The organism is Ottowia cancrivicina (assembly GCF_029813755.1).
Taxonomy (GTDB): Bacteria; Pseudomonadota; Gammaproteobacteria; order Burkholderiales; family Burkholderiaceae_C; genus Ottowia; species Ottowia massiliensis.
Map to the genome: position 1 here is coordinate 71,991 of NZ_JARVII010000002.1, position 17,752 is coordinate 89,742.

General features: G+C 65.9%; 15 protein-coding genes. 3 read left to right on the plus strand and 12 right to left on the minus strand.

The genetic code is table 11. The annotated features are described in order from the left end of the window. Nucleotides 1-3: 3 nt before the first annotated feature. The 7 genes from rplN to trxA all read right to left on the minus strand — a co-directional run bounded on the left by rplN (nucleotide 4) and on the right by trxA (nucleotide 7,041). The gene (rplN, locus tag QB898_RS01620; RefSeq protein WP_050715431.1) at nucleotides 4-372 is read right to left on the minus strand and encodes a 50S ribosomal protein L14; all 369 of its coding nucleotides are present in this window, start codon (nucleotides 370-372) and stop codon (nucleotides 4-6) included. Between the two features lie 144 nt (nucleotides 373-516). After that, complete coding sequence (locus QB898_RS01625) at nucleotides 517-2,070, minus strand: glycerol-3-phosphate dehydrogenase/oxidase (RefSeq protein ID WP_428982709.1); 1,554 nt, start codon at nucleotides 2,068-2,070, stop codon at nucleotides 517-519. A gap of 200 nt (nucleotides 2,071-2,270) precedes the next feature. Then, on the minus strand, nucleotides 2,271-2,861 hold the full coding sequence (locus tag QB898_RS01630; protein ID WP_102283368.1) for an anthranilate synthase component II: 591 nt from the start codon (nucleotides 2,859-2,861) through the stop codon (nucleotides 2,271-2,273). Further along, nucleotides 2,858-3,211 carry a chorismate mutase gene (locus tag QB898_RS01635; protein WP_102284494.1) on the minus strand — a complete coding sequence of 118 codons (354 nt, stop codon included), beginning with the start codon at nucleotides 3,209-3,211 and terminating at the stop codon, nucleotides 2,858-2,860. Before QB898_RS01635 ends, QB898_RS01630 begins: the two co-directional genes overlap by 4 nt. Further along, entirely contained in the window at nucleotides 3,211-4,725 is a 1,515-nt protein-coding gene (gene trpE, locus QB898_RS01640) for an anthranilate synthase component I (RefSeq protein WP_428982710.1), read from the minus strand. Before trpE ends, QB898_RS01635 begins: the two co-directional genes overlap by 1 nt. 426 nt (nucleotides 4,726-5,151) lie before the next feature. After that, a complete protein-coding gene (locus tag QB898_RS01645; protein WP_279523536.1) occupies nucleotides 5,152-5,829 on the minus strand; it encodes a phosphoglycolate phosphatase in 678 nt (225 codons plus the stop codon). Between the two features lie 255 nt (nucleotides 5,830-6,084). Next, nucleotides 6,085-7,041: a thioredoxin gene (gene trxA / locus QB898_RS01650; protein WP_279523537.1), complete on the minus strand. Its 957-nt coding sequence runs from the start codon at nucleotides 7,039-7,041 to the stop codon at nucleotides 6,085-6,087. Nucleotides 7,042-7,108: 67 nt separating this feature from the next. Between trxA and purE the strand changes: the two genes are divergently transcribed. After that, nucleotides 7,109-7,648, plus strand: a complete 540-nt coding sequence (gene purE / locus QB898_RS01655) for a 5-(carboxyamino)imidazole ribonucleotide mutase (RefSeq protein WP_279523538.1) — start codon at nucleotides 7,109-7,111, stop codon at nucleotides 7,646-7,648. 218 nt (nucleotides 7,649-7,866) lie between these two features. Here the strand turns inward: purE and QB898_RS01660 are convergent, their stop codons facing one another. Then, the gene (locus tag QB898_RS01660) at nucleotides 7,867-8,982 is read right to left on the minus strand and encodes a glycosyltransferase family 4 protein (RefSeq protein ID WP_279523539.1); all 1,116 of its coding nucleotides are present in this window, start codon (nucleotides 8,980-8,982) and stop codon (nucleotides 7,867-7,869) included. 356 nt (nucleotides 8,983-9,338) lie between these two features. Between QB898_RS01660 and QB898_RS01665 the strand changes: the two genes are divergently transcribed. After that, on the plus strand, nucleotides 9,339-13,151 hold the full coding sequence (locus QB898_RS01665) for a methyltransferase domain-containing protein (protein ID WP_279523540.1): 3,813 nt from the start codon (nucleotides 9,339-9,341) through the stop codon (nucleotides 13,149-13,151). 240 nt (nucleotides 13,152-13,391) lie between these two features. Here the strand turns inward: QB898_RS01665 and QB898_RS01670 are convergent, their stop codons facing one another. Next, nucleotides 13,392-13,574, minus strand: coding sequence for a hypothetical protein (locus tag QB898_RS01670; protein WP_279523541.1), 183 nt, complete (start codon nucleotides 13,572-13,574; stop codon nucleotides 13,392-13,394). A gap of 251 nt (nucleotides 13,575-13,825) precedes the next feature. After that, the gene (ilvC, locus tag QB898_RS01675) at nucleotides 13,826-14,842 is read right to left on the minus strand and encodes a ketol-acid reductoisomerase (protein WP_050715421.1); all 1,017 of its coding nucleotides are present in this window, start codon (nucleotides 14,840-14,842) and stop codon (nucleotides 13,826-13,828) included. 48 nt (nucleotides 14,843-14,890) lie between these two features. Here ilvC and QB898_RS01680 point away from each other — a divergent pair, with 48 nt between their 5' ends. Next, complete coding sequence (locus QB898_RS01680) at nucleotides 14,891-15,217, plus strand: hypothetical protein (RefSeq protein ID WP_279523542.1); 327 nt, start codon at nucleotides 14,891-14,893, stop codon at nucleotides 15,215-15,217. A 65-nt stretch (nucleotides 15,218-15,282) separates the two neighbouring features. On the opposite strand, the gene ilvN is transcribed toward QB898_RS01680, so the two are convergent. Together ilvN and QB898_RS01690 are read right to left on the minus strand one after the other, a co-directional pair. After that, nucleotides 15,283-15,774, minus strand: coding sequence for an acetolactate synthase small subunit (gene ilvN / locus QB898_RS01685; RefSeq protein WP_050715419.1), 492 nt, complete (start codon nucleotides 15,772-15,774; stop codon nucleotides 15,283-15,285). A 126-nt stretch (nucleotides 15,775-15,900) separates the two neighbouring features. Then, nucleotides 15,901-17,658, minus strand: coding sequence for an acetolactate synthase 3 catalytic subunit (locus tag QB898_RS01690; RefSeq protein WP_279523543.1), 1,758 nt, complete (start codon nucleotides 17,656-17,658; stop codon nucleotides 15,901-15,903). Between the last annotated feature and the right edge of the window lie 94 nt (nucleotides 17,659-17,752).

Below are 17,752 nucleotides of genomic sequence, written 5' to 3' on the forward strand. Positions count from 1 at the left end.
CTTTCAGATAACCTCAGGGGCCAGCGACACGATCTTCATGAATCGCTCGGAACGCAGCTCGCGCGTCACCGGACCAAAAATGCGGGTGCCAATCGGCTCCAGCTTGTTGTTGAGCAAAACGGCGGCATTGCCGTCAAACTTGATGAGCGAACCATCAGGCCTGCGCACGCCTTTGGCCGTGCGCACCACCACGGCGCTATAAACCTCGCCTTTTTTGACGCGGCCACGCGGAGCGGCTTCTTTCACGCTCACCTTAATGATGTCGCCAACACTTGCGTAACGGCGCTTGGATCCACCCAGCACCTTGATGCACAGGACGGACTTGGCGCCGGTGTTATCGGCAACCTCGAGTCGAGATTCAGTCTGGATCATTTCAATTTCCCAACTTGCACCCTGCCAGATCACCAACAGGAACAGTCTTGGGCCCGTGTATGGGCAGAATTTGCTTGAGCCACCCGCTTTGAGCAGCTCGAAAGCAAGTGAAGCAGCGGATTATGGCAACCTGAAACAAGCTTGTCAAGCTTTTTTTGCACCTCCAAGACTGCCATATTGGATAGTCAAGGTCAGAAAGCTTTCCAGCCCGGCATCCCGGCCCGTCTCTTCTTGCAGCACATTCGCCACGGCAGGCGCCACGGCAGCCGCAGCCGCAGCGTCCAGAAACAGCAGGCGCGAGCGGCGCGCCAGCACATCTTCCACGCTGCGGGCGTATTCATGCCGCGCCGCAAAGCGCACCATGGCCTCGCTCAGCCCGTCCGTCATCCAGCGTTCATGCCCCGGCAGTTGCGCCAGCGCATCCGCTTCGCCGCCATACAAATGCGGCCCGGGCGCCTCGTTCAACGGCACGGCTTGCGCGCCATCCGGCAAGGCGCCCACCAGCTTCAAGCCTGCCGTGCGCGATGCGCCTTGCGGCACCAGGCCCGCGTCGGCGCAGCGGGCCAGCACGTCCTGGGCCATGGCGCGGTAAGTCGTCCATTTGCCGCCCGTCACGGTCACCAGCCCGCTTGCGTCGATCAGGATGGTGTGCTCGCGGCTGATTGACTTGGTTGCAGCCTGGCTCTGCGGCTTGACCAGCGGCCGCAGCCCCGCCCACTGGCTGCGCACATCGGCGCGCCGGGGCGGGCGGCGCAGGTAGCGCCCCGCTTCGCGCAAGATGAAGTCCACTTCATCTTCTTGCGGGCAAGGCTCCAGCGGCAAATCATGGCGCGGGTTGTCCGTCGTGCCCAAAATGAGTTTGCCCAGCCACGGCACGGCAAACAGAACGCGCCCGTCCGCCGTGCTGGGCACCAGCAGCGCGCGGCGGCCAGGCAGAAAGTCCTGATCCACCACCACATGCACGCCCTGGCTGGGCGCAACCAGCGCGCTTGCGCTGCGCCCTGTGGCTGCGGCGTCCTGCTGGCGCAAGGCGTCCACCCACACGCCTGAGGCGTTGATGACGCAGCCCGCCTCAATGTCATATTCCTGCCCTGTTTCGGCATCCCTTGCCCGCAGCCCCGCCACCTTGCTGCCTGCGTGGCGCAACTGCGTCACGGGGCAATGGTTCACCAGCAAAGCGCCATGCGCCGCCGCCGTGCGCGCCAGCGCCAGCGCCAGCCGCGCGTCGTCAAACTGCCCATCCCAATACTGCACGCCGCCCTTCAGGCCCTGCGGCTGCGCGCCCGGCAGGCGGTTTTGCACGGCAATCGTGCCCAGCCACTGCGTACTCCCCAAACTGGCCTGGCCCGCCAGCAGGTCATAAACCTTCAGCCCCATGCCGTACCAGGGCGTTTCCCACCAGCTGTAAGACGGCATCACGAACGCCAGCGGCTGCGCCAGATGGGGCGCCGCCGCCAGGATGTGCGCGCGCTCGTGCAGCGCCTCGCGCACCAGCGCCACATTGCCCTGCGCCAGATAACGCACCCCGCCATGCACCAGCTTGGTGGCGCGTGACGAAGTGCCCTTGGCAAAGTCATGCGCTTCCAGCAGCAGCACTTTCAGGCCGCGCACTGCCGCATCCAGTGCCACGCCCAGCCCCGTGGCGCCGCCGCCAATCACCGCCACGTCATACCGCCCGGGCCGGACCAGACGTTGCATCAGCTCAGATCGATGGGTCGGCAAAGGGGCGGCAGTCATGAAGTACACGCAGCGGTATTGAAAAAGAGGGGCGAGTGTATGCAGGGGCGGCGCTCTTCGCCTGCATTCACTATCAAATCAATAGCTGCAAATCCAGTCTGCACCAGGACTTCAGGCCGATTTGATGCATGACGGCGCGAACCGCATGCCCTGCCGGCAGATCAGCCGGCGGGCTGCTCCAGAAAGTTTCTGAGCATGGCGTGGCCGTGCTCGGTCAGCACGCTTTCGGGGTGGAACTGCACGCCTTCGATGGGCAGGGTTTTGTGGCGCACGGCCATGATTTCGCCGTCATCGTCGCTGGCGGCGGTGATTTCCAGCTCCGGCGGACAGGTGGCGCGCTCAATCACCAGCGAGTGGTAGCGATTGACGGTGAACTGCCTGGGCAGCCCGGCGAACACGCCTTTTTGATCGGTGGTGATGACGCTGGTTTTGCCGTGCATTTGCCGCCCGGCGCGCACGATGCGCCCGCCCAGCGCCTCGCCTATGGCCTGGTGGCCCAGGCACACGCCGAGGATGGGCACTTTGCCCGCAAAGTGGCGAATGGCAGCCACCGACACGCCCGCCTGCGCTGGCGCGCAAGGGCCGGGGCTGATGCACAGGCGGCTGAATTCGCCCCGGGCAAAGCGCGCCTGCAAATCTTCCAGCGTGGTTTCGTCGTTGCGCAGCGTGCTCACGCGCGCGCCCAGCTCGCCAAAGTACTGGACGATGTTGAAAGTAAAGCTGTCGTAGTTGTCAATCATCAAGAGGTTCATGGCGCGGCTCCTGCACAAGAGGATGAAGCGGAATCGGGGCCAGCCTGCAAGCGGCGCAGCTCTTCGTGCTCATGGGCAATGCAGCAGTCGATAAGGGCGCGGTAGATGCGCTCCAGCAGGCCGGGGTTGCCGCCTTCGGCGGCGGCCTGCTCGCGCACGCGGGCCACGATCTGGTCGATGCGGGCCTGGTCATGAACCAGCCGGGCATCGCCCTTGATGCGGGCCGCTTGCGTCATGTAGCCGCAGCGGGTCACGAGCAGGGGCACAAGGGCGTCGTCCAGCGCGTCCACGCAGGCGCGCACTTCGGCCATGTTTTCGCAGTGGCGAACCTGGGCAATGGCTTTCATGATCAGTGCAGCCCTTCTTCCACCAGCTCGCTGGCGCGCAGCAGGGCGCGGGCCTTGGCCTCGGTTTCGCGCCACTCCATTTCAGGGTCGCTGTCGGCCACGATGCCGGCGGCCGCCTGGGTGTAGAGCCGCCCGCCCTTGACGATGCCGGTGCGAATGGCAATGGCCAGGTCCATGTCGCCCGCGTAGCTGATGTGGCCGCACGCGCCGCCATACACGCCCCGCTTGCTCGGCTCCAGCTCGTCTATCAGCTCCATCGCGTGAATCTTGGGCGCGCCGCTCAAGGTGCCGGCGGGGAAGGTGGCCCGGAGCACGTCCATGTGGCTCATGCCGTCCAGCAGCAGGCCTTCCACATTGCTGACGATGTGCATGACATGGCTGTAGCGCTCCACGGCAAAGGCTTCGGTCACTTTCACGCTGCCGATGCGGGCGATGCGGCCAATGTCGTTGCGGGCCAGGTCAATGAGCATGACGTGCTCGGCGCGCTCCTTGGGGTCGGCCAGCAGCTCGGCTTCGGCGGCCTGGTCGGCCTCGGGCGTGGCGCCGCGCGGGCGCGTGCCCGCCAGCGGGCGGATGGTGATCTTCTGCCCGCCTTCGGCCCGCTCGTGGCGCACCAGGATTTCGGGGCTGGAGCCGACAACGTGGAAATCGCCCAGGTCATAAAAATACAGATAGGGCGACGGGTTGAGCGAGCGCAGCGCGCGGTAGAGCGACAGCGCATCGCCCGCAAAGGGCTTGGACAGGCGCTGGCCCACTTCCACCTGCATGAAGTCGCCCGCCGCGATCAGCTCCTTGGCGCGCGCCACGGCGGCCAGGAAATCGGCCTTGTCGAACTCGCGGTGCACGGCTTGCGCGGGCGCGGGCCGCAGGCGCGGCGGAATCACGGGCTGGCACAGGCGCTCGTGCAGCTCGTGCAGGCGCGCGCGTGCACGCTCGAAAGCGCCCGCCTGGGCCGGATCGGCATAGACGATGAAATGCAGCTTGCCCGTGAGGTTGTCAATGACGGCCACCTCCTCGCAGTGCAGCAAAAAAATGTCCGGGCAGCCCAGCGTGTCAGGCGGGCAGGTGTGCGCCAGCTTTTTCTCGATGTGGCGCACCGTGTCATAGCCAAAGTAGCCCGCCAGCCCGCCGCAAAAGCGCGGCGCCGCCGGCGGCAGCGCCACCTTGAAGCGGCGCTGGTAGCGCTCGATGAAATCCAGCGGATTGCCCGGGGCGGTTTCCACCACCTGGCCATCGGTCACCACCTCGGTTTTCGCCTGCTCGCCAAAGCCGCTGGCGCGCAAAAAAGTGCGCGCGGGCAGGCCAATGAACGAGTAGCGCCCGAAACGCTCGCCGCCCACCACCGACTCCAGCAAAAAGCTGTAGCGGCGGCCGCCCGTGTCATCCGGCTTGCCCGGCGTGGCCGTGAGCTTCAGATACAGCGACAGCGGCGTCTCCAGATCGGCGAACGCCTCGGCCACCAGCGCAATGCGGTTGTAGCCCTGCGCGGCCAGGGCCTTGAATTCCTGCTCGGTCATGAATCGGTTACCTGTCATCAGAAAAACATGCGCGCAAAGCCAGCCGCTGGCACGCGCGAAAGAAACTTGAAAAGGGGAAAAAGGCTGCGGCGGCGGCCTCCGCCGCGCGCGCCCATTGCGGACGCGAAAGCCAGGGGCAAAGTCAGCGCGCAGGCTTGCGCCAGGGCCACGCCCCCCGGGCGCGGCGGCCCGCATCAGCAAAAGAAAAAAGCGGCGGCAACATGGGGCGGGCAGTTTACTGGAGGGCCAGCAAACAAGCTGGCGGCGGCAAGCAGGCTGAAAACGGCGCGGGAAAAGCGCCTTGATTCGCTCTTTGCTCTTTGTTTCATAGCGCACTATCGCGCCAATAAAGCGGCAAGTGGCTTTTTTGCCCCTTTGAATTCGCTCTTCTTATTGAAGTATCCGGCTGCCGGGCCGCCCGCGTGATCAAGCCGCTTGCAGGCGCTTGGCGATGGCGGGCAAATCCGGCAGCACGGCATCTGCGCCTTCCTGCTCGACTGGGCAGCCGTAGTTGTAGCCATAGGGCAGCAAGAAGACGGGGCAGCCCGCCGCGCGCGCGGCCTGCGCGTCGTTGCGCGAGTCGCCCACCATCAGCGTGGCCGCAGGGGGCGCGCCCAGCAGGCGGCAGGTTTCCAGCAGCGGCAGCGGATCGGGCTTCTTGCGCGCGAAGGTGTCGCCGCCGTGAATGAAGCGGAAAAACGGCGCCAGCCCCAGCCTGCGCATCAGCTCGCGGGCAAAAGCCTGCGGCTTGTTGGTCAGGCACGCCAGCGGCAGCCCCTGCGCCTGCAAGGCCGCCAGCCCTTCGCGCACGCCCGGATAGAGCCGGCTGTGCGTGCCATTGACTTGCTCGTACGCCTGCAAGTAAGCGGCCCAGGCCTGATTGAACGTGGCCTCATCGGGCATTGCCCCGCCATCTTGCAGGGCCAGCACGCAGCGCAGCAAATGCTCCGTGCCGCGCCCCACGAAGCGGGCGATCTGCTCGCGCTCGATGCGGGGGCGGCGCATCTGCCGCAGCATGGCGTTCAGGGCGGCGTCAAAGTCGCCCAGCGTATCGACGAGCGTGCCGTCGCAGTCAAGCATGACGGCCTGGATGGGAGCTGGCATAGGGCGCGGGAAATGAAAAGACGAAAAGGAAAAGAGAAAAAGAAGACAGCGGCGATTGTCCGCTGGCCGCTTTTGGCAGGCCGCCGCCGTCAGGCAAGCAGGCACGCTGGTTTCGCGCTTGATTCAGCTCTCGAATCAAGAGCATGATGTCCTAGTGGAAACTGCGCTAGACGGCATTTACACCCACTCAAATTCGCTCCTCTTTTTGGGGTAATGGCGCGCCATGCGGCGGCCCGCGCCTGGCCGCCCTGGCCTTCAGTTCAGCGCCATGGAGAGCTTGCGGCGGTAGCGCGAGACGAGTTCGGCCTGCGGGTCTTGCTGCGCGGCGGCGGCCTTGCCGGTCAGCTCGATGCCGCCAGCGCTCTTGCCTTCATGCGCCTTGGCCTTGTCGGGCGCGGGCGTGAGCAACTCCAAAATGGCCACGTAGGTTTTGCGGGCCAGATCGCCTTCCCATTGGCGGTCGCGCAGGATGATTTCGAGCAGCTCGTCCATCGCCTGCGTCCACACGCCTTCGGCCATGAGGATTTGCGCTTTCTGATAGCGCGCGGTGAAGTTGCGCTTGTCTTGCGCAATGGCCGCATCCAGCTCCGCCAGCTTCCACTGCCCCCAGTCGCCTGCCTTGGCGGCGCGCGCCGCCTGCAGCCAGTGATGGAGCGCGTCAAAGCGCAAGGGGCGCGGCTCGCGCGCCAGCGGCTCTTGCAGGGCCGCGCCCGCTTCGTCAAGCCGGCCAGTGGCAATCAAGAGGCGCACGTAGTCAAAGCGGGCCTCGTCATTGGCCGGGTCTTGCGCCAGCGCATCGGCCAGCTTGGCCAGGGCGGCGGCCGGGTCGCCCGATTCAAGCAGCGCGTCGGCTTCTTGCACGCTGCCCTCGGCGGCCACGGCGCCTTCGCTGGGCACGTGCTTGTCCAGAAACTGGCGCACCTGCCCGGCAGGCAGCGCGCCGGTAAAGCCGTCCACCGGCTGGCCGCCCTTGAGCAAGATGCACGTGGGCAGGCTGCGAATGCCAAAGGCTGCGGCCAGTTGCTGCTGCCGGTCTGAATCCACCTTGGCCAGCACAAAGCGGCCTGCGTATTCGTCCTCCAGCTGCTCCAGCACGGGGCCAAGCGACTGGCAGGGGCCGCACCAGGCCGCCCAGAAATCGAGCAGCACGGGCGTGTGCATGGAAGCGGCGATGACTTCGCTTTCAAAGTTTTGCAGGGTGACTTCAATCATGAAAAACGCTCTCTGGATGAATCAGTGAAACGGGGAAAATCGGGCCAAAAAACCATTGTGCAAGATGATGACCGACACGCCCGCCCCTTCCGGAACCCCTTCTCAAACCTCTTCCCAAGCCCCTCTCGTCGGCGTGCTCATGGGCTCCAGCAGCGACTGGGAAACCATGCAGCACGCCGTGCAAATGCTGCAATCCTTTGGCGTGCCGCACGAGGCGCGCGTGGTCTCGGCCCACCGCATGCCCGACGAGCTGTTCGCCTACGCCGAAGGCGCGCGCGGCCGGGGGCTTGAAGCCATCATCGCGGGCGCAGGCGGCGCCGCCCACCTGCCCGGCATGCTGGCGGCCAAAACGCCCGTGCCCGTGCTGGGCGTGCCCGTGGCCTCGCGCCACTTGCAAGGCGTGGACTCGCTGCACAGCATCGTGCAAATGCCCAAGGGCGTGCCCGTGGCCACCTTCGCCATTGGCGCGGCGGGCGCAGCCAACGCGGCGCTGTTTGCCGTTGCCATGCTGGCCTGCCGCGACGCCGCCTTGCGGCAAAAGCTCGACGCATTCCGCGCCGCCCAGACCGAAGCGGCCCGCGCCATGAAGCTGCCGCCAGCGGCCTAGAACCGGTTCACCCGCCGCCCGCAGAGGCGGCAGAGCAAGGCCAAAGCGCCTGCCATTTCGCTCCTTATTTCGCTCCTTTATTCGGAGCATAACGTCCTAGTGGATACTGCGCGAAGCGGCATTTCCGGCCCTTGAATTCGCTCCTGTTTTTGGCACTCTCAGGCTGATGCGCAGGCCCTGTCTGGCCCATCCGCCGCGCGCAATGGCCGCCCGGCGGATCACGAGTCGCTTCTGCGGCCAAAAACCCTTTGGGCCTTGAAGTGAACCAGGCTCAGATAAGCCGCCACGTAGCTGGCGGCAAAAAGCAGGCAAAAAGCCAGCAGCACGGCGCTGTTGCGCCAGAACAGAACGGCCGGCGCCACGGTGAGCAGCAAAAAGCCCCAGAGATAGGGCGCAGTGCGGCTGTTGCGCTTGAGCATGGCAGCGGCCTCGTCTTCTTGCAGCACGCTGCACGCCAGACGGCGGTAGATGAGCTGGTGCAGGTGCAGCGCGTCAGCCATGCCGGGCGAGTCGCCCCGGGCCAGCTTGCGGTAGATGGAAAAAATGGTCTCCCACACCGGATACATCAGCACCAGCACGGGAAACCACGGCGACACGCCCGGGTGGCGCTGCACCAGCAGCACGCTGAGCATGGCAATGACCAGCCCCCACAGGTAAGCGCCCGAATCGCCCGCAAAAACCAGCCCGCGCGGGTAGTTCCAGAACAGAAAGCCCGCCGTGGCGGCGGCCAGCGCAATGGCGATGGAGGCCAGCTCCCGGTCGCCCAGCTGAATGGCCACATGCGCGAAAGCCAGGCACACCACCAGCGCCACGGTGCCCGCCAGGCCGTTCACGCCGTCGATCAGGTTGAAGGCATGGGGCAGGCCCGTGACGGCAAAAACGGCCAGCGCCACGCCCAGCCACGGGGCGGCGCTCCAGTAGCCGTCGAGCCAGCCAAAGCCCAGGCGCGGCACCTGCGCGCCCAGCAGCGCCCAGGCCAGCAGGCCCGAAACCAGGGTGAGCAGCAGCCGCCAGCGCACCGTCAGGCGCTGGGTCAAATCTTCCAGCACGCCGCCCGTGAAGGCGGGCAGCAGCGCGGCCGCCCACCAAGGCAGGGCCAGCCGGGCCCAATCAATATTGCCCGCCATGCCCAGCCGCTGGAGCAGCGGCAGCGCCGCAAGGGCGCAGGCCCAGCCCGCGAGCACGCCCAGCCCGCCCAGGCGCGGCACGTAGCCCACATGCAGGCGCTGCGAGGCATCTTGCGCATAAGGGGTGTGCCAGCGCAGCGCCAGCCGGCGCACCAGCAAGGTGGCCACCAGCGACACCAGAAAGGCAAACAGCGCCAGCGAAGTCATGTGGGGAAAAGTGCCAAAAAATTCGCGCATGGTAGCATTCGCCGCCATCTGGACGCCCTCTTGCCTCCCCCTTTGCCGCCCCTCTCCGCAGGGGCGTTTTTCCGGGTTTCCGGCGCCGGTTCGCCCTTGCCCATCCACACATGCGAGCGGGCCACAGGAAAGAGAAATTTTTTGCTCCTTGATTGGTAGCAAACCATCCCCGCAGATAAAGCGACAACCCTGTTTTTGGATGCCCTGAATTTGCTACTGTTTTAATCGCAAAGGCGGCCACAACCCAGGCTCTTGCCTGATCAAGCGGGCGCGAACGCCTGGCCTTTCAGGCGCGCGCCGCTCCTTTCCTTGCTGAATGCCAGCCCATGACCATGCCCTCTTCCGCCCTGCACGTGTATGACCGCGAGATTCACGGCAGCGAGCGCACCTCCCTTTCCGTTTTGAGCGCCCACATTCCGCCCGGCGCGCGCGTGCTGGACCTGGGCTGCGGCAGCGGCGCCGTGGGCCGCTTTCTCACGCGGCGCGGCGATGGCGCGGTGATTGACGGCCTCACGCTCAACACCGAAGAAGCCGCCCTGGCCGCTCCCGACTACCGCCGCGTGGAAGTGGCCAACCTGGACAGCGCCGACCTCGCCGCCCTGTTCGCCGGCAGCCAGTACGACGCCATCGTCTGCGCCGACGTGCTGGAGCACACCCGCCACCCGCAGCAAGTGCTGGCCAGCGCCCGCCGCCTGCTGGCCGGGAACGGGCGCGTGCTCATCTCCATTCCCAACGCTGGCTACTGCGGCCTGATTGCGGAGTTGATGGCGGGCGAATTCCGCTACCGCCCCGAAGGCTTGCTGGATGAAACGCACCTGCGCTTTTTCACCCGCCGCGCCCTCACGCGCTTTCTGGCCGAAAACGGCTGGGCCATCGACAGTCTGGAAACCATCCAGCGCGCGCTGCCCGAATCGGAATTTCGCGCGGCCTTTGACGCCCTGCCCGCCCCCGTGGCGCGACACCTGCTGGCGCTGCCCGACGCGCTGACCTACCAGTTCATCGTCGTGGCGCGCGCCGCCGCGCCGGGCGAGCGCGTGGAGCCGCCCCCGGCAGAGCCGCTGCTGCCCGCGCAAGCGCTGTTCAGCAGCGAGCTGTATCTGGGCCAGCCCGGCGGCGGCTTTGCCGAAGAGCACAAGCTGCGCGCAGCAGGCGTGATGGGCCAGCCGCAGCAAACCCTGCGCTTTGAGCTGCCTGCGGGCGAGCCGCCCACGGGCCTGAAGTTCGACCCCGCCGACCGCCCCGGTTTTTTCTACCTGCACGCCATCACCTTGCGCAGCGCTTCAGGCGAGCCGCTCTGGCAATGGGACAGCCGCAACGCTCTGCCCCTGCTGCAAGCCAAACGTAGCGGCATGGCCTTGCAGCCGCCCGCCACGCCGCAAGGCGCGCTGGTGGCGCTGCTGCTGGATGACGACCCGTGGATGGAGCTGCCCATCCCGCCAGACGCGCTGGCGCTGGCTGCCGGCGGCGCGCTGGAAGTGGTGGCGGGCTGGCCCATGTCCGCCGACTGGCTGGCGCTGGCTGGCGCGGCCCAGCGCGAAATTGCCGATGCCCGCGAGCAAACCGAAAGCGAGCGCGCCGCACGCCAGATGGATCACGCCGCTTTTTCCAGCCAGCACGCCGAGTGGGAGCGCCAGATGCACGAGCGCGCCAGCGCCCTGCACGCCGCCGAGGCGCAAGGGCGCGAGCTGGCCCGCCAGGTGGCCGCGCTGGAGCAGCAAAACGACAGCCTGCGCGAGCAGGGCAAAACCCTGCTGGAGCGCGCCAGCGTCCTCACCCGCGAAAACGATGACGCCCGCCGCCTGCTGCGCGACATTGAAAACTCCACCGTCTTTCGCGCCACGCGCCCCATCGTCCACGCCAAGATGTCCATCGACCGCCTGCTGGGCATCGGCTCGGCCCGCCCCAAGCCCGCCCCCGCGCCCCACCCCCTGACCCCGCCAGATGCGCCCGTGGACATCATCGTCCCCGTCTATCGCGGGCTGCAAGACACGCGCCGCTGCATCGAATCGGTGCTGGCCAGCGGCTGCAAAACAGCCTGGCGGCTCATCGTCATCAACGACGCCAGCCCGGAGCCGGAGCTGGCCGAATGGCTGCGCGCCAAGGCCGCCAGCGAGCCGCGCATCACCCTGCTGGAAAACGAACAGAACCTGGGCTTTGTGGGCACCGTCAATCGCGGCATGGCCCTGTCTGATGCGCATGACGTGCTCCTGCTCAACAGCGACGCCGAAGTGGCTGGCGACTGGCTCGACCGCATCCGCGCCGCCGCCTATGGCGACCAGCGCGTGGCCACCGTCACGCCCTTTTCCAACAACGCCACCATTTGCAGCTACCCGCAGTTTTGCAAAGACAACGAGCTGCCCGCCGGCTACGACACCGCGCGGCTGGACGCCCTCTTTGCCCGCGCCAACGCCGGCCAGGTGGCAGACGTGCCCACCGGCGTGGGCTTTTGCATGTACATCCGCCGCGCCGCCTTGCAGGCCGTGGGCCTGTTTGACGAAGAGCACTTCGGCAAAGGCTATGGCGAAGAAAACGACTTCTGCATCCGCGCCGCCCAGGCGGGCTGGCGCAACCTGCACGCGCTCGACACCTTCGTGCGCCACTTTGGCGGCGTGAGCTTTGGCGAAGCCAAAAGCCCGCGCGAGCGCGCCGCCATGCAAACCCTGCGCCGCCTGCACCCGCGCTACGAGGGCGATGTGCTGCGCTTCGTGCAGGCCGACCCGGCCCGCCCCGCGCGCATGGCTGTGGACGTGGCCCGCATCCTCGCGCCCAACCAGGAGGGCCAGCCGCGCCCCGTCATCCTTGCCGTGCTGCACGACCGCCAGGGCGGCACCGAGCGCCACGTGCACGAGCTGGCCGCCGCCTTGCGCGAGCGCGCCCAGTTCATCGTGCTGCGCCCCCTGCCCGGCCAGCGCGTGAGCCTGCGCCTGCCCGATCCGGATGAAGGCTTCGAGCTGGTCTTTTCCTTGCAAAGCGAATACCCGCTGCTGCTGGACGTGCTGCGCCAGTTCGGCGTGTGCCACATCCACTACCACCACCTGCTGGGCCACGGCGACGAAGTGCGCCGGCTGCCGCTGCGCCTGGGCGTGGGCTACGACTTCACCGCGCACGACTTCTACCTCATCTGCCCCGAAATCACCCTCACCGGCCCCGACGGCCGCTACTGCGGCGAAGACGGCCCGCCCGGCGGCAGCCCCGCCGCGCTGGCCGCCTGGCGGCAAAGCCACATCGCTTTTGCCAACCAGGCGCGCTACCTCATCGGGCCGGGGCGCGACGTGCTCCAGCGCCTGGCCCGCTACCTGCCCGGCGCGCCCCTGCGCCACGTGCCGCACACCGACATCGACCCCGTCCGCCCCCTGCCCGCGCCGCACCCCAAGCCGCTGCAAGGCGGCCGCCCGCTCAAAGTGGCCGTGGTCGGCGCGCTCAGCGCCATCAAGGGCGCCGACGTGCTGGAAGACGTGGCCGCCGCCGCCCGCAAAAACGGCGCACCCGTCGAATTCCACCTTATCGGCTACGGCTACCGCAGCCTGCGCGCGCGCCCGCGCACCCACCTCACCGTCTATGGCCGCTACGAAGAAGCCGACCTGCCCGCGCTGCTCGACTGGCTGGCGCCCGACCTCGTCTGGTTCCCCGCCCAGTGGCCCGAAACCTACAGCTACACCTTGAGCGCCTGCCTGCTGGGCGGCTGGCCCGTCGTCGCGCCTGATCTGGGCGCATTCGCCGAACGGCTGCAAGGGCGCGGCTGGACCTGGGTGCAGCCCTGGGACCAAACACCCGCCCAATGGCTGGCCTTCTTTGAAGACATCCGCCAGCGCCACTGGCTCACCGGCCAGGCCCCGCAGCCTTGCGCCGCCGCGCAGCCCGAAGAAGCCACGCACCACATCCCGCCCGCGCCCGAGCGCCCCGTGGACTGGTACCTCACCGACTACCTGGCCCGCCTGCCCGCCGTTCAGCCCCGCCCCGGCGGCCCCGACCGCGCCGTGCTCGAAGCCCACCTGCCCGCCACCGGCCAGGCCAGCGGCCCCCGCAGCGCCGCCCTGCGCCTGCTCGCCTGGCTGCGCAGCCTGCCCCTGCTCTCCAGCCTGGCGCGCGCCGTGCCGCCGCACTGGCAAAGCCGCATCAAAAGCTGGCTGGTGAAGTAAGAAGCTGTTCAGAGCCGGGCCGCAAGGAGCAAAGGCCCGGGAACTGAGATGGCTGCACGGCACAGAGAGATATCCGCGAATCAGCATGGGCAAGGCTGAATGGGCTACGTCCTGCTTCAACAGTATCTTTCGCTCCGTTATTCATAGCACAATGTCCTAGTGGGTATTGCGCGAAATGGTGTTTCCAGCCCTTAAATTCGCTCTTCTTTTTGATGTATTCGGGCAAGTCCGGGCGGGCGCTCACATCCGCCAGTTGCCATACCCCAGCGTTGCGTAGATATTGATGGCCATGACCGCCAGCAGGCCCAGCGCGCCAGCCAGCATGGCCCAGACGCCCGGCTTGCTCTGGCGGTATGAAAAGCCGCCCAGCAGCAAAAGGCAGCAGATGCTGACGGCGGCCATATTGAAGTGCAGAAGGTGCATGGCAGCTCTCCTCGTTTTCCATGAATGGATTGAATGCGCCCATTGTGGCCCCGGCAGGCGCTGCCGGGGCCACATGGCAAACGGGCTGCGGCAAAGGCCAGCAGCGGACCTGGCCCGCAAGGCGCGTGATGCCAGGCCGTGGGGAAACCCTGCCCGCGCGCGCCCTTTCCTTTTCTGCGGGCGCAAAAAAAGCTGCCCGCAGGCAGCTTTGGGAGTGGGGCGGAGCCGGGAAAAAGCCCGCAAAAAAGTCCTTAATTGCGGGACTTGTCCACCAGCTTGTTGGCCTTGATCCAGGGCATCATGGCGCGCAGCTGCTCGCCCACGATTTCGATGGGGTGCTCGGCATTGAGGCGGCGGCGGCTTTGCAGCGTGGGCGCGCCCGCCTGGTTTTCGAGAATGAAGCTCTTGGCGTATTCGCCGGTCTGGATGTCTTTGAGCGCCTGGCGCATGGCGGCCTTGGTGGCTTCGGTGACCACGCGCGGGCCGGTGACGTATTCGCCGTATTCGGCGTTGTTGCTGATGGAGTAGTTCATGTTGGCGATGCCGCCTTCATAAATCAGGTCCACGATGAGCTTGAGTTCGTGCAGGCACTCGAAGTAGGCCATTTCCGGGGCGTAGCCCGCTTCCACCAGCGTTTCAAAGCCGGCCTTGATCAGCTCCACCGCGCCGCCGCACAGCACGGCCTGCTCGCCGAACAGGTCGGTTTCGGTTTCTTCGCGGAAGCTCGTTTCGATGATGCCGGCCTTGCCGCCGCCATTGGCCATGGCGTAGGACAGGGCCAGATCACGCGCCTTGCCGCTGGGGTTTTGGTGCACTGCAATCAGGTGCGGCACGCCGCCGCCTTGCTTGTAGGTGCTGCGCACGGTGTGGCCGGGGGCCTTGGGGGCGACCATCCACACGTCCAGATCGGCGCGGGGCGCCACCTGGCCGTAATGCACGTTGAAGCCGTGCGCGAAAACCAGCGAAGCGCCCTGGCGAATGTGGGGCTCCACTTCTTCGCGGTACACCTTGGCGATGTGCTCGTCGGGCAGCAGGATCATGACCACGTCCGCCTGGCGAACGGCTTCGGCCACTTCGGCCACTTTCAGGCCCTCGCGCTCGGCCTTGGGCCAGCTTGCGCCGCCCTTGCGCAGGCCGACCACCACGTTCACGCCGCTTTCGTGCAGGTTTTGCGCGTGCGCATGGCCCTGGCTGCCGTAGCCGATGATGGCCACCGTTTTGCCCTTGATCAGGCTCAGGTCGCAGTCTTTGTCGTAAAACACTTTCATGGATTTTCTCCTGGTTTGAATGGATTGATTTTCACGGGAAATCCCGTCATGAAACGGCATTTTCTGCCGCCGGTTTTCCGCTCATGGCGTTTTGCCGCCTTTTCATGGCGCGGCTGGCGGCTGGGGCTGGCCGCCCAACTTGCGGTCGATAGATTGCAGGGCTTCGTGCATTCTGAAAAACAGAATCAGCCATTCAAAGAATATGCGCACGACAAGCAGCCCCAGGCACAGCATGACAATGCCATGCCAAAAGCTGCCTTTGAACATCTGAATAAGGGACAAAACAATGACGAAGGCCGACAACAGCAGATAAACGCCTTTGGCAATCAGCGGCGTGACCATGACTTTGAAATCGAGAATATCCCGCATTTTTAATCTCCAGGTTGGTGAAAAACCGGCCGTGGGATTGGTTTGTGATTTTCTTGATTCATGGCGGGCCTTCACACCCGCAAGACGCGCTCGCCGCGCCCGATGCCGCTGGCGCCGGTGCGCACGGTTTCCAGAATGGCGCTGCGCTCAATGGCGTTCAAAAAGGCGTCGTTCTTGGACTGGTTGCCCGTGAGTTCGATGGTGTAGCTCTTGTCGGTCACGTCGATGATGCGGCCCCGGAAGATGTCGGCCATGCGCTTCATCTCTTCGCGCTCCTTGCCGATGGCGCGCACCTTGACCATCATGTGCTCGCGCTCGATGTAGCCGCCTTCGGTCAGGTCGATCACTTTCACCACTTCGATCAGGCGGTTCAAGTGCTTGGTGATTTGCTCGATCACGTCGTTGGAGCCGCGTGTTTCGATGGTCATGCGCGAGAGGCTGGCGTCTTCCGTGGGCGCGACGATGAGCGACTCGATGTTGTAGCCCCGCGCGGAAAAGAGGCCGACTACGCGCGAGAGCGCCCCGGCTTCGTTTTCAATGAGAACGGCGATGATGTGTTTCATGGTGTCTGGTTCCTCTGAAGGCCGCCGGCGCTGGCCGAAGCGCCTTGCGCTGGCGCGCCGCTGGCTTGTGGGTCATGGCCTGCGCACGTCTGGCAAGGCCGCGCCGCAGGCTGGCAGGCCGCAGCTTCAGGCCGCGTCCGTTCTCAGCATCATTTCCGTGATGCCGCGCCCTGCGCGCACCATGGGAAAGACGTTTTCCGTGGGGTCGGTGCGGATGTCGAGAAAGACGGTGCGGTCGCGCAGCTTGCGCGCTTCGCGCAAGGCAGGCTCCACGTCTTGCGGGCGCTCGATGAGCATGCCCACGTGGCCGTAGGCTTGGGCCAGCTTCACGAAATCGGGCAGCGCGTCCATGTAGGTGTGGCTGTAGCGGCTGCTGTATTCAATTTGCTGCCACTGGCGCACCATGCCCAGGTAGCGGTTGTTCAGGGCAATGATTTTCACGTGCGCGTCGTAGTGCTTGCAGGTGGCCAGCTCCTGGATGTTCATCTGGATGGAGCCTTCGCCGGTGATGCAAAACACTTCGCTGTCGGGCCGGGCGATCTTGATGCCCACGGCAAAGGGCAGGCCCACGCCCATCGTGCCCGCGCCGCCGGAGTTGATCCAGCGCCGGGGCTCGTCGAATTTGTAGAACTGCGCCGCCCACATCTGGTGCTGGCCCACGTCGCTGGTGATGTAGGCGTCGGCGCCGCGCGTCATGTTCCACAGCGTCTCGACCACGTGCTGGGGCTTGATGACTTCGGTATTGGCGCGGTCGTATTGCAGGCAGTCGCGGCTGCGCCACTGCTCGATTTGCTTCCACCAGGCGTCCAGCGCGGCCGCGTCGGGCCGGGCCGGGTTTTCGCGCAGCATGGCAATCAGATCCGAGAGCACTTCCCTGGCGTCGCCCACGATGGGCACGTCGGTCTTGACGCGCTTGGCAATGCTGGAAGGGTCCACGTCAATGTGGATGATCTTGCGCTCTTGCTGCGCGAAGTGTTTGACGTTGCCGATCACGCGGTCGTCAAAGCGCGCGCCCACGGCCAGCAGCACATCGCAATGCTGCATGGCGTGGTTGGCCTCCAGCGTGCCGTGCATGCCCACCATGCCCACAAAGCGCCGGTCGGTGCTGGGGAACGCGCCCAGCCCCATCAGCGTGGCGGTCACGGGCACATTGAGCAAGTCTTCCAGCTCGCGCAGCTGCTGGCAGGCATCGCCCAGCAGCACGCCGCCGCCCACGTAAATCAGCGCCCGCCTGGCCGACAAAAGCAGTTGCAGCGCCTTGCGGATTTGCCCCGCATGGCCCTTGCGCACGGGGTTGTAGGAGCGCATCTGGACCGTTTCAGGGTAGCCCGTCCAGAGCGTTTTGTTGAAGGAAACGTCTTTCGGAATGTCCACCAGCACCGGGCCGGGGCGGCCTGTGCGGGCGATGTGGAAGGCTTTTTTCATCACCTCGGCCATCTGCCGCACATCCTTGACCAGAAAGTTGTGCTTGACCACGGGCCGCGTCACGCCCACGGCGTCGCACTCCTGGAAGGCGTCTTGCCCAATGAGCGGCAGCGGCACCTGCCCGCTGATGACCACCAGCGGAATCGAATCCATGTAAGCCGTGGCGATGCCCGTGATGGCATTGGTCAGGCCGGGGCCGGACGTCACCAGCGCCACGCCCACCTCGCCCGTGGCGCGCGCGTAGCCGTCAGCCGCATGCACGGCGGCCTGCTCATGGCGCGTGAGGATGTGCTGGATGCTGTCTTGCTGGAACAGCGCGTCATAAATGTGCAAAACCGCGCCGCCCGGGTAGCCAAAAATCTGCCTGACGCCTTCGGCCTGCAAGGCCTTGATGAGAATTTCCGAACCGCGCAGCTCTTGCGGCGCGCGCTCGGACGTGTCAGACGTGCGTGAGTCCATCGTGATCAACCTTTCGGAAATTTCAGTCGAGAAAAACCTTGGGTGCCCCTTGCCAGCCCTTGTGGGGCCGCGTCAGGACTTGAGGCCAGCGGCC